Origin of the sequence: Bacillus cereus group sp. MG20 (genome assembly GCF_040459885.1) — a bacterium.
GTDB lineage: Bacteria > Bacillota > Bacilli > Bacillales > Bacillaceae_G > Bacillus_A > Bacillus_A cereus.
On sequence record NZ_JARVHF010000001.1, the window covers coordinates 711,288 to 723,589 of the forward strand.

A 12,302-nucleotide genomic window follows, 5' to 3' on the forward strand; every position below is an offset into this window, starting at 1 on the left:
AAAATATACTTTTAACAGTAGATAAATGTAGGGGATGCTAACATGAAAAAACGATGGATTTCTTGGTGGATTGGTAACATATTTTGGATTATCGTTTTTGGAATATGGGCCGCTATTATTTGGCTACGAGATGTTGATGGTGCTGGTGTTATTCAAACACCTGAAATTAAATCAATATCACTTATCGTTTTATCAATCACGTTTATCATACCGGTATTTTTTCAAATTATATGGCTAATCATTAATTTGAGAATGAGTAAAAAACATAATTATACGATTTAGTTTTTTTGAATTAATAGATGAATATTTTTCATAAAAAAAGAGAGGAATCTACATCAAAATAGATTCCTCCCTTTTACATTTGGACTTATACTGCGCTTTTAATGCAGCACTACTCCTCTTTTTTACGATGCATGTTCATCTTTCTTCTTCATTAACGCTCTTTTCTTCATCGCCTTCGTTAAATATCCACCTTTAAACGAACGAATTTCATACGAAGACATAAACGCTTTCGGTGCAATTTCATTAATGATTTCTAAAAGCTCTTTCTCTCTAGAACGCTTTGCGACGATATCTAAGCGATAACGTATAGAATTAATACCTTCGCCTTCAAATACTGTAACGCCAAATCCAGAGTGACGTAACTCATCTACTAATTCATTACAACGGTCTAGTAAACTAACTTGATACGTAATATAACCAATTGCTAATTTATTCTCTATATAACCGCCTAATAACAGTCCCGCACTAAAGCCAATGACATAGGCAACGATGTTCATCCAATTTGATAAATCTTGAAACACAATACCTAAACTGACAATGTAAATAGCTCCTTCTAACAATCCAACACCAGCAGCGGATCTTGTTTGATTCTTTACAAGCAAAATCGTACGGATTGTTAAAATTGGAACGTAAATAATTTGAAGCACAAAAATAAGTAGCGCTTGTAACATTGGTATCCACCTCTTTCAAAAAGTCTTTTGTCATAATAACATACATAACCTTTAGAAATCGATGGGTTTTTTAAAATTTTTTTATTATTTTTCATACTATTGAAAAACGCAAAAAAGAAGCGTATTATATTTGTCGTTAATTTGATTACTTGTATAATATCGCTAAATTAAAAAAGGAACCCGATTAGGTCCCTTTCATCATAGCTCTATATTTTTCGAAGCATGTTCCCTTTGCTTCTCTTCTTCTTTCACTAATTGCATATTTGCATAAGCTAAATTTGCAATCATTAAAAAGTGACCACCTAAAATACCTGTACCGAATGCCCACATTTCCATTTCATGCTCAATTTCATACATGATGATAGCTCCTAAAATAGCAGCTGCAAATCGGTTTAAAACTCCTAATCCAGGAGCCTTTTCCTTCATTACGATACTTTTCCCGAGTTTCTCCACTCTGCGAGCTAATAACCAAAGACAATAGGCGCTTACTGCTAATCCAATACCGAACCCTGTCACTTGTTTTCCAAACGGAGTAATCGTCCACATAAGTAGTAAACCACTAAAGATCACATACAATTGTAATCGATATACACGTAAGGCTTCTTGAATCAAAATATCCGCTCCTAAGTTCTCATTTTTTGTACTTTAGAAGAAAAGCAGCAACTTACACAGTTGCTGCTTTCTCTTCTTCTTGTTCTTGTTCCATCTTACGAATTTCAACACGTTTAATTTGGTAAGCGTCTTTTTCTAACACTTTAAATTCATAACCTTCTGCCTCAACGTGTTGTCCTTCTTCGATTTCATGATTTTGCATCATAATCCATCCACCGATTGTATCCACATCATCTTCTTCGATGTGTAATCCAAATAAATCTTTCACTTCTGAGATAAGCACTTTTCCATCAACAATGATATGTTGCTCGTTCACATGTTGAATTGGCGGTGCTTCATCTTCATCATATTCGTCACGAATTTCGCCGACGATTTCCTCCAAGATATCTTCAAGCGTTACAATTCCGGCTGTTCCTCCGTACTCATCATATAAAACAGCCATCGGAATTCGCTTCTTCTGCATTTGAAGTAATAAATCGTGAATTGGAGTCGTTTCCATCACTTCAATAATCGGACGCATATACGAGCGAATAGATGATAAATCTTTTTGATCCTCGGTCATATATCGAATAAAGAAATCTTTTACGTTGACCATACCGATAATATCATCTTTATCTTCTCCAAAAATCGGATAACGTGTGTATCGCTCATTTTGGATTACTTTCATGTGTTCTTCTACTGAATCTTCCAGGTAGAAACCAACGATTTCTGTTCGCGGTACCATAATCTCTTTTGCAATACGATTATCAAATTCAAAAATGTTATTTACATACTTGTATTCAGCTTGATTAATTTCGCCACTTTCATAGCTATCTGAAAGGATAAGACGTAATTCTTCTTCTGTATGAGCTACTTCATGTTCTGAAGCTGGCTTTAAACCAAATAAACCAGTTATCACACGAGCTGAACCGTTCAATACCCAAATAAATGGATACATTACTTTATAGAACATCATTAATGGACCTGCCAATAATAACGTTACCCTTTCAGCCTTTTGAATTGCCATCGTTTTTGGAGCTAATTCTCCTACTACAACGTGTAAATACGTCATAATCATAAAAGCAAGACCAAATGTTAATACTGATGAAATAGAAGGATTTAAGTTCCATTTCTCAAATAACGGGTGTAATAACTTTTCAATTGTCGGTTCACCTAACCAACCTAATCCCATAGCTGTAACTGTAATACCTAATTGACAAGCAGATAAATATTCATCTAAATTTGTTGTTACCTTTTTCGCTGCTAAAGCACCGCGTTTTCCTTCCGCAACAAGCTGGTCGATACGACTTGAACGTATCTTTACAATCGCAAACTCTGCTGCTACGAAAAATCCAGTAAATGCGATTAAAATCGCAACCATGACTAAATTAAATATTTCCAATGAATCCCCTTAGTTAAAAAACTAAGGTGTCCACCTCCTGTATACTATAATGTTTTCTTATTTGTTTGTTAGAAAACATAGCCCGATACAAAAATTAAAGAGGTCGGATTTCACTTATTCTATAATAATAGAGCAAGTGTCTGTATTAAAGCTGTCGTTTGACCTGATAAAGATTTCGATATTTTTTCACGTTGTGAATCAGTCAATTCATCTAAAAGCGGTTTTAACTCAGTAAGCTCCACTTCTAATCGATGAATATGGTCTGTCACTTCATTCACTTGTTTCGAAACGTGTTCATTGATACCGAGCAGCTTCTTCTTCTCCTCGATTTTCTCTTTAATCTCACAAAGCGGCATATGCATTTCTTTGCACTTCTCAATAAATTGTAATGTCTCAAATGCTGTTTCGTCGTAATAGCGATAATTAGATTGAGATCGCTCCGCTTTTAAGATACCTAGATTCGTATAATAATCAATCGTTCGTTTCGACACGTGAGCCATGAGAGCCAACTGTCCGATTCGATACACCTTCCCAACGATCTTCCCCCCTTGTTTATATTACTTACATCATACAACACATAAACTGTACAGTCAAACGTGACGGTTTATTATTCACAATTTATACAAAATTTCAATCTCATCCTATGATTATTCAATACGAGTAATCTACACTTATGCAATAAAATCACTAAACTATTACCTAATCACTACATTGTCTGCCCTTTTTAACCTTTCTTATTTAAAAGCATATCCTACTAATAACGATTGCTTGTATAGGAGGGAATTAACATGAAAAAGACAATCATTTCTCATTTTTATAATGAAGAATACCTACTTCCATGGTGGCTTATGCATCACACGAAAATATTTGATCACGGCATTTTAATTAATAGAGGGTCTACAGATCGTTCCGTAGAGATTTGTAAACTATTAGCACCCCACTGGGAAGTACGAAATTCAAGATTTCTTGAGTTTGATCCAACTAATACTGATATTGAAGTGATGGAAATTGAAAGAGAAGTTTCAGGTTGGAAAATCGTTTTAAATACTACTGAATTCTTTTGTTGTAATAATACTGAAGAATTTTTTTCATCTCTTCATACACTAGGCCAAAACATGTATGCGATTAGAATGATTTTAATGATAGATAATCATAATTATAATTATTCAAAGCCTAGATATTCTATCCCCTTAGTAGAACAGCGATACCACGGTGTCTTCCCTTATAACCCAAATCTAGGATGTGCTTGGAGATTTATTCACAATCATCTAGACGGTGCATATTTACCTGGTAGACATCATTCGCGGCACGGATATATAATTTATGACTATCCTTCATTTATTTTAAAATTCTATTTTAGCCCTTGGAATGAACAATCAAAAGCAAGAAAATTACAAATTACACCTACCCTTTCAAAAAGGGGTATTCAAATGGGGCTTCAAACACATTACGGTCAATCTCCTGAAGTACTGGACATACGTTTTTTAGAGCTTAGTAACCTAACACAAGACCTCCGTCATAACCCTGAATATCAAGAATTATTCCCAAAATTCAAACCGTAATATTTTCTGCATCGTCATCACCTCAAACATTTTCATTCGCTTAATCAAAAACAATCTCATTTGCATAAAACATGAATACTGTATAAATAATAAATTTTTATTTTAGGAGGAAAAAATGAAAGCTGTTATTCTTGCTGGTGGGTACGGTACAAGAATTGGGGAAGAAACACATTTAAAACCGAAACCTATGATTGAAATTGGAACAAAGCCCATTCTATGGCACATTATGAGTTTGTATAGTCATTACGGGATTACTGAGTTTATTATTTGCTTAGGCTATAAAGGATATGCAATTAAAGAGTTCTTTCTAAATTACAACTTACACATGTCTGATTTCACAATACAGTTAAACGATAATACAATTACTAGCCATTCTCATCGTGTAGAACCATGGAAAGTTACACTAATCGATACTGGTGTAAATACCGAAACGGGTGGCCGAGTGAAAAAGATTCAAAATTATGTCGGAGACGAACCTTTCTGCCTCACTTATGGTGATGGATTAAGTAATGTAAATATAAAAGAACTTATTACATTCCATAAAAAACATGGAAAAATGGCTACTGTTACTGCCGTACAACCTCCTGGTAGATTTGGTTCTCTCATATTAGATAAACAGTCTGTAACATCTTTTCAAGAAAAACCATTAGGTGATGGCGGATGGGTTAACGGTGGATTTTTCGTTTTAAATCCTGAAGTTTTCAATTACATTAGTGGAGATAAGTCTGTTTTTGAAACAGACACTTTAGTTCAGTTAGTAAACAAAAATGAATTGGCCGCATATCAACATTCTGGTTTTTGGCATCCGATGGATACATTGCGCGATAAAAATAAATTAGTCGAGCTATGGGAAAGTAATAACGCTCCGTGGAAGGTTTGGTAATATGGCTTCATCATCTTTTTGGAATAAGAAAAAAGTATTTATTACGGGACATACTGGATTTAAAGGCTCCTGGCTCACCCTTTTCTTAAGTTCTTTAGGTGCAGAAGTAGTAGGCTTTTCTTCTCATCCCCCATCCATTCCTAACATTTTTGAACAAGGTAACGTAGCAAAAGAGTGCACGACAATAAAAGGCGATATTACAGATTACCATTCTTTATTTCATGCCATGAAGCAGCATAAACCCGACATAATATTTCATTTAGCAGCTCAGCCAATCGTAACCGCTTCATACAAAAATCCTATCGATACATTCAAAACGAATGTTTTAGGTACTGTCCACGTGCTAGAAGCAGCAAAGTCCGTCGAAAGCGTACGTGCCATTATTAATGTGACAAGCGATAAATGTTATGAGAATGACGGTAGTGGCGACCGAGCGTTCGTGGAAAATGACCGACTAGGAGGTTTCGACCCTTATAGCGCTAGTAAAGCTTGTGCTGAATTAGTTACAACATCTTATCACAAATCTTTTTTTCACACGAATACTACTTCGCTTGCTTCTGTAAGAGCAGGTAACGTTATTGGTGGTGGTGATTGGGCAGAAGATCGATTATTCCCTGATATCATTCGGGCATATTTGCACAATCATACTTTGTGTATTCGAAACAAATATGCCATCCGTCCATGGCAACATGTTTTAGATCCTCTACACGGCTACATCCTTTTAGCTGAGAAACTTTGGAATGATGCTAAATATGCAGAAGCGTGGAATTTTGGTCCAATCAATGAACCTAGCAGAACCGTAAATGATGTCATTCAATCCGTAATGAAATTATGGAATAAACGACTCACAATCCATTCTCCCTCTACAAAAACTCCTTATGAATCACCAATTTTAACACTCAACAGTACAAAAGCAGTAAACAAACTCGACTGGACTCCTAAGTTATCAACAGATGATTCTATTACTTGGACTGTTGATTGGTACAAAAAATATGCATCTGGTGAAAATATAGAATCTTTCACACGACAACAAATCGACACATTCAAAAATTTATAAGGGGGCTATAAAATGGAACAGAAAAAATGCCGTTTTTGCCACTCATTACTAACTAATACTTTTTTAGATTTAGGCGTTTCCCCTCTCGCTAATTCATTTGTAGCTCCTGAAAGCTCATATAAAATGGAACCTTTTTATCCCCTGCACACATTTGTTTGTAACTCTTGTTTACTCGTACAGCTAGATGAATTTGAATCTCCACAAAATATTTTTCATAACTATTTATACTTCAGCTCTTACTCCTCAAGTTGGCTACTACACGCTAAACAATATGTAGAAATGGCGATTAAGCGTTTCAACTTAACGAAACATTCAAAAGTGATTGAAATTGCAAGTAACGATGGGTACTTATTACAATACTTTCAAAAAGAAAATATCGATGCGTTGGGAATTGAACCAGCAAAAAACGTAGCAGACATCGCTATCAAAAAAGGAATTCCTACTCATGTGAATTTTTTCAGTAATGACTTAGCAAAAAAATTACCACAAGCTGATTTAATCGTCGCAAATAACGTATTAGCACACGTTCCAAACTTGCATGATTTTGTCTCTGGTTTAAAAACCTTATTAAAACGTGATGGAACGATAACAATTGAATTCCCGCACTTATTAAACCTCATATCATCTAATCAGTTCGATACTATCTATCATGAGCACTTCTCCTATTTCTCACTTATAAGCCTTCAAAAAATTTTAGCTCATCATCATTTACAAATTGTTGATGTAGAAGAACTTTCAACGCATGGTGGTTCCTTACGGATTTTTGTAAACCATCTAAGTGCCCAATCAACTATCCATTCCAATGTTACAAAATTAATTCAAAAAGAAGTCGACCAAGGGTTAGATACTTTAGATTGCTATCTCCTTTTTTCTAAACGCATCGAACAATTGAAAATAAATATTTTAAAGTTTTTTATTGAAGCGAAAACTTTAAACAAACAAATTATCGGTTACGGTGCTCCAGCTAAAGGAAACACCCTTTTGAATTATTGCGGGATAGGTAAAGAGTTTCTAGCTTATACAGTAGATAAAAATCCTCACAAACAAAATCTCCTTTTACCAGGAACTCGTATTCCAATAAAATCTCCAGCAGAAATTAAACGTACAAAACCGGATTACATTTTCATACTTCCTTGGAATTTGAAAGACGAAATTATGAAAGAATGCTCTTTCATTCGTGAATGGGGCGGTAAATTTTTAGTGACGGTTCCAGAAGTTGAGGTGATCGAGCCATGAAGAAAGTTGTTGTAACAGGTGGTAGTGGCTGGATAGGTAAATATGTTGTACATTCACTTATACAAAAGGGATATGAAGTGCACGCCACGTATAATAAAAATAAACCCTCTCACCTCCCTTGCCATTGGCATAAAGTAAACTTGCTTCGCGATAACGAAGTAAAACAATTCATTTCCGACGTTCAGCCTAGCCATCTCATTCACCTTGCTTGGGAAGCAGTGCCACCAGCATGCTATGTATCTATTAATAATTACTATTGGCTAAAGTCTAGTATTTCATTGATTCAACACTTCACAATATGCGGTGGAAAGCGTGTTGTCGTTGCAGGTACTGGCGCAGAGTACGAATGGTTTAACGGCGTATTATTTGAAGATTCACCGCTCCTTTCCTATAAAACCCCGTATTCTTTATGTAAAAATGCACTGCACTCCTGGCTAGAAACGTATGCACAACAAACAGGCCTCAGCATGTGTTGGGGCCGCATTTTTCATATGTATGGACCTCACGAACAAGGTAATCGGCTCGTTTCTAACATTATCACTTCCTTATTAAAAAACGAGGAGGCACTATGTACACATGGAAAACAATCGAGAGATTTCCTCCATGTGAGTGACGTCGCTGAAGCTCTCGTAACAATATTAGAACACAGCGTTACAGGCACCATCAATATCGCTTCTGGTCAATCTGTACAAATTAAAAAGTTAGCTTCTATCATTGCTAAAAAGATAGGAAAAGAACATTTAATTAAACTAGGTGCAATCCCTTTCTCTAAAGATGAACCTTTATTTGTCGGGGTTAATGTAGAACGTTTAAAAACTGAAGTAAACTGGAAACCAACATACGATCTAAATACAGGAATTGAAGAAACAATTTTATGGTGGAAATCATTTATACAAAAACATAACGATATGCATCATTAAAACGTAAATCCTTCGTTCCTCTCGCTAATTCCTTATACCATTCTTCTAATCTTTCCGACGTAACAATATGTTGCGTCCCCATTCCCCCATGCTTACTAGCTTCAGAAAGAGTCGGACCAATTTGTAACTTTCTCTTTCTCATCGCATCGTTCCACGGACTAAACCCAAACCATAATATACAGGCAAGAGGTGGATAAATCATCGATTCATGCGCAGATAAATGTCTTCCAACCGTATAACTTCCATGCTCATGATTATGAATAAATCTACCTCTTCTCCATAACGGCCAATCTTCTGGTAAATAACCATGAAATCGCTGTTTCATTAAAGGTATTCCAAAGTTAAGGTCCGGATAGTTGTAGTTAGGATCATCAACCATAATAAGCCCGTCCAGCCAATACATCCTCCCCCCCAATTCATTTAGCGATTTCCAAAACTGATTTTTATCTTGCACGCAAAGAAACTCAGTCGTATTTAAAATCGTTTTCCATCCTTGTACTTCTTGTTCTATCCTCATCACTTCATGATCTGTCGCATATGCATCAAACTCTGGATTTACAGAATCTCGCACCTCCCAATGCGGTGCGAATTTTTTACAAATCTCAACGGAACGATCTGTTGAACCTTTATTAATTAAAATACCATGATCAAACAGTTTCGTGTGATGCATAAGCCACCATGGTAGCAAATACTCTTCGTTATAAAAATGAGAAATAACGGTTGTAGTTATTACAATCTCCTCCTCTTTCTCTATTAATCTACTTTTTACTCTACAACCAATATACTCACAAACAAAAAATATGTGTCCTAATTATTAAACAAATAGTATTACTAATATTTTTGTAAGTTTTCCTTTGGTGTCCAGCCCTTCTCATCATCTGTTCCTTCTCACCAAACCCATCCTTTCCAGTTATACTTCTCTTCGTGATAAAACATCCAGTTTTCCCAGTCTTCTGGACCAACGTAACTCTCTATCATTTTCACTACACCCCTCTCTTCTAAGCGAATTGGATTAGGATAATTGCTAACATGTGATTTTATAACGATATATTTCATAAGAACCTCCAATAAACTGAAAATTAAGTTATAATATCATTATAAAATTATGAAGGAGGAATGCACTCATGTACTACAACACTTCATTCGAAAACGATCAACCTGTAGGCCGTCTATAAACTAAGACGGGCATTCATTTAGCACATACACTATGCCTCGTCTTAGGGAACTCATATTACCCTAAAAATAGACGGAGGTATTTCAAATGAAACAAACAATTTTAGGAGCTATATACTTATCACTAGCAGCAAGTATATGGGGCGGTATGTATGTTGTTAGCAAATACGTACTCGATTTTATCCCACCACTAACACTCGTTTGGCTACGCTTTATTATCGCTTTTGTTGTTTTATATGGCATTTTGAAACTAGCTGAGAAAAAGCAAAAGAAAAAAGTAACCATTCGCAAAAAAGATTGGCTCCTATTCGCTTGGATTGGATTTATCGGCTATTTCATTTCGATCACATGCCAATTTATCGGAACAAAATTATCCGACGCTCATACAGGCTCGTTAGTTACATCAGCTACACCTGCATTTATGGTTATATTTGCAGCGCTCATTTTGAAAGAAAAACTAACTGCTCGTAGACTTTTATCTACTATAATAGCGACAATCGGTGTCATTATCGTAATCGGATGGGATATTGAAATTGGCTCCTATTTTATCGGAACAATCATTTTAGTTGGAGCCGCTATTACGTGGGCTTTACTATCTATTTATGTAAAAATCGCTTCAATCCAATTTTCATCCTTAGTTATTACAACGTACGCAATTTTCTTTTCACTCTTTTTTATTACACCTTTTATGATATGGGAGCTACAAGCGGCCTCTATCGGAACAGTAAATACGTACGTAATATTAGGCGTATTATACTTAGGAATCGTCTCAACAGCAGGTGCCTTTTTCCTTTGGAATAAAGGATTAGAATTACTGGATGCAAGCATAGGTTCCTTATTTTTCTTCTTCCAACCTATCGTTGGATCGTTACTTGGTTGGTTGCTCTTAAATGAAACATTAAATAGTAACTTTTTTATTGGTGGTATTCTTATTATATGTAGCGTTTTAATTACTACTTTTGAAAAGAAATAAAAAGCAGGCAGAGATTCTTAGTCTCTGCCTGTTCGCATTATTGGATCTTGGTCGTGAAAACCAATACAAATCGGTATATTATTTTGCACTTCACTACGTACACTTATAAAACTACACAGCGTTTTAGCAATTAAATATAAAGTGATACCGATTGCTTTTTCACTTGTGTCAAAGCCATTTTCATTATACATATCCGCTAATTCTACAGACTCCGGTCCCTCAACATCATATGTCCATTCAGAAGCCCAATCATCATCCTCTTCTTCAAGTGGAGCATACTCCTCACAAATATAAAACTGACTAGTCCACTCGTTATCAAGGTCATACTCAAAATAAATCGCTTTTGCTTCTTCATTAGTAGCCATTTCTACAGCTGCATCCAAACCTACTCGAATACTTACCTTATATGACTCTACATCAATTACTTTAATTCGTTCTGCATATTCTGTAGACGCCAACATGCAACAAATATCATAATACTTCGCTTCTATTTGCTCTACTGCTAACGAAAAGACATCCTCTTGCATCTCTTCTAAATACTGAAATATATCCACACTAAATACTCCTCACTCTTTACGCACTCCAATGCGATGGACGAGACAATAATTTCGGTAATTTCGTATGTTTGTCCCCTCTAGCAGCATTAACTTGAACTTGCGTCAGAAAAATACTATTAGTAAAATCAGCCCCGCGAATATCTGCATCTCGCAAATCTGCTCCGATGAGATCTGCTCCTCTTAAATCTGCACCATTTAAGTTAGCCGCAATTAAGTAAGCTCCTCTTAAATTTGCACCTTGTAAATTTTTCTTTTTCAGATTCGCTCCCATAAGGTCTGCTCCGCGGTGAATGATTCGTTTCTTACGCGCAGTATTCATTTCCTTCCATACTAATTCGCTCGTTTCTAAAAGAAGAATGTTCACCTCTGCCCTATGCATTGGAATATTTATTTTCATTAACTCATCTGGATTTAAATTCGAAAGTCGCTCTGTCTCCTCAATTGCGGTCTCCAGCTCTTTATGAATTGGCTGTGTTGCATTTAAAAGAATCGCTTCATTCAAATACCAAAGCATTTCATGAAGTTGATGCATAACCGGAAAAGCATCGTACATTTTTCTTGCATGCTTTGCATCTTTCCTCCAATCAATCCCTTTAAACGTACCCTGAGAAATCTTCTGCCCAGCACCGAAACATTCAAATACTGTACAACCTTTATAACCTTTTCCTCTAAGATTTTTATGTATACTACATTTAAAATCTGATTGTAAGTTGGAACATGGTTTACCACCATCTTTATTCACTGCAAAATCTACCGATGCTGCAAACGGTAATGCAACGCAACATAGACCGAAGCATTTTTCGCAGTTTGCTTTTAAATGATCGTTATGATTAGTCAAAATCTATACCCCCTGTTGTCTTTTGACTATTTCATAATATTCCAACTGTAATAAATAATCAATTTTAAAATAAACCAGCATCTTTCGTTTCAATTCATAAATTTATTATTCGATTTCCTTTCAATTGAAAAGGACTATTTCTATTTAATGAATTATA

General features: G+C 35.5%; 15 protein-coding genes. 7 read left to right on the forward strand and 8 right to left on the reverse strand.

Annotation, left to right across the window (positions count from 1 at the left end; genetic code table 11):
- Window positions 1–42 precede the first annotated feature (42 nt).
- Window positions 43–282 carry a DUF3923 family protein gene (locus QCI81_RS03670; RefSeq protein ID WP_353810614.1) on the forward strand — a complete coding sequence of 80 codons (240 nt, stop codon included), beginning with the start codon at window positions 43–45 and terminating at the stop codon, window positions 280–282.
- A gap of 122 nt (window positions 283–404) precedes the next feature.
- Here QCI81_RS03670 and QCI81_RS03675 read toward each other — a convergent pair whose 3' ends face one another.
- From QCI81_RS03675 to QCI81_RS03690, 4 genes are all read right to left on the reverse strand, one after another.
- Complete coding sequence (locus QCI81_RS03675) at window positions 405–953, reverse strand: DUF2179 domain-containing protein (protein WP_000938438.1); 549 nt, start codon at window positions 951–953, stop codon at window positions 405–407.
- A gap of 198 nt (window positions 954–1,151) precedes the next feature.
- Window positions 1,152–1,565 (reverse strand): ATP synthase subunit I, encoded by a 414-nt coding sequence (locus QCI81_RS03680; RefSeq protein WP_000613876.1) that lies wholly within the window; start codon window positions 1,563–1,565, stop codon window positions 1,152–1,154.
- A 52-nt stretch (window positions 1,566–1,617) separates the two neighbouring features.
- Window positions 1,618–2,946, reverse strand: a complete 1,329-nt coding sequence (locus QCI81_RS03685; RefSeq protein ID WP_000402258.1) for a hemolysin family protein — start codon at window positions 2,944–2,946, stop codon at window positions 1,618–1,620.
- Window positions 2,947–3,065: 119 nt separating this feature from the next.
- The gene (locus tag QCI81_RS03690; protein ID WP_000285639.1) at window positions 3,066–3,473 is read right to left on the reverse strand and encodes a MerR family transcriptional regulator; all 408 of its coding nucleotides are present in this window, start codon (window positions 3,471–3,473) and stop codon (window positions 3,066–3,068) included.
- Between the two features lie 261 nt (window positions 3,474–3,734).
- On the opposite strand from QCI81_RS03690, the gene QCI81_RS03695 reads away from it, so the two are divergent.
- The 5 genes from QCI81_RS03695 (at window position 3,735) to QCI81_RS03715 (ending at window position 8,604) form a co-directional block, all read left to right on the forward strand.
- A complete protein-coding gene (locus QCI81_RS03695) occupies window positions 3,735–4,508 on the forward strand; it encodes a glycosyltransferase family 2 protein (RefSeq protein WP_000750972.1) in 774 nt (257 codons plus the stop codon).
- Window positions 4,509–4,623: 115 nt separating this feature from the next.
- Window positions 4,624–5,391, forward strand: coding sequence for a glucose-1-phosphate cytidylyltransferase (gene rfbF / locus QCI81_RS03700; protein ID WP_000648807.1), 768 nt, complete (start codon window positions 4,624–4,626; stop codon window positions 5,389–5,391).
- A 1-nt stretch (window position 5,392) separates the two neighbouring features.
- Complete coding sequence (gene rfbG / locus QCI81_RS03705) at window positions 5,393–6,448, forward strand: CDP-glucose 4,6-dehydratase (RefSeq protein ID WP_071731196.1); 1,056 nt, start codon at window positions 5,393–5,395, stop codon at window positions 6,446–6,448.
- 12 nt (window positions 6,449–6,460) lie between these two features.
- On the forward strand, window positions 6,461–7,684 hold the full coding sequence (locus tag QCI81_RS03710; RefSeq protein ID WP_071731197.1) for a class I SAM-dependent methyltransferase: 1,224 nt from the start codon (window positions 6,461–6,463) through the stop codon (window positions 7,682–7,684).
- Window positions 7,681–8,604 (forward strand): NAD-dependent epimerase/dehydratase family protein, encoded by a 924-nt coding sequence (locus tag QCI81_RS03715; RefSeq protein ID WP_023522547.1) that lies wholly within the window; start codon window positions 7,681–7,683, stop codon window positions 8,602–8,604. Before QCI81_RS03710 ends, QCI81_RS03715 begins: the two co-directional genes overlap by 4 nt.
- Here QCI81_RS03715 and QCI81_RS03720 read toward each other — a convergent pair.
- Both QCI81_RS03720 and QCI81_RS03725 read right to left on the reverse strand, forming a co-directional pair.
- The gene (locus QCI81_RS03720; RefSeq protein ID WP_071731198.1) at window positions 8,573–9,385 is read right to left on the reverse strand and encodes a glycosyltransferase family 2 protein; all 813 of its coding nucleotides are present in this window, start codon (window positions 9,383–9,385) and stop codon (window positions 8,573–8,575) included. The two genes, QCI81_RS03715 and QCI81_RS03720, sit on opposite strands and share 32 nt — an antisense overlap.
- A 107-nt stretch (window positions 9,386–9,492) precedes the next feature.
- Window positions 9,493–9,660 carry an SH3 domain-containing protein gene (locus tag QCI81_RS03725; protein ID WP_000875292.1) on the reverse strand — a complete coding sequence of 56 codons (168 nt, stop codon included), beginning with the start codon at window positions 9,658–9,660 and terminating at the stop codon, window positions 9,493–9,495.
- 205 nt (window positions 9,661–9,865) lie between these two features.
- Between QCI81_RS03725 and QCI81_RS03730 the strand changes: the two genes are divergently transcribed.
- A complete protein-coding gene (locus QCI81_RS03730) occupies window positions 9,866–10,750 on the forward strand; it encodes a DMT family transporter (RefSeq protein ID WP_000814762.1) in 885 nt (294 codons plus the stop codon).
- 17 nt (window positions 10,751–10,767) lie between these two features.
- Here the strand turns inward: QCI81_RS03730 and QCI81_RS03735 are convergent, their stop codons facing one another.
- Together QCI81_RS03735 and QCI81_RS03740 are read right to left on the reverse strand one after the other, a co-directional pair.
- A complete protein-coding gene (locus QCI81_RS03735) occupies window positions 10,768–11,304 on the reverse strand; it encodes a hypothetical protein (RefSeq protein ID WP_000350943.1) in 537 nt (178 codons plus the stop codon).
- Window positions 11,305–11,323: 19 nt separating this feature from the next.
- Window positions 11,324–12,145, reverse strand: coding sequence for a pentapeptide repeat-containing protein (locus tag QCI81_RS03740; RefSeq protein WP_071731199.1), 822 nt, complete (start codon window positions 12,143–12,145; stop codon window positions 11,324–11,326).
- Between the last annotated feature and the right edge of the window lie 157 nt (window positions 12,146–12,302).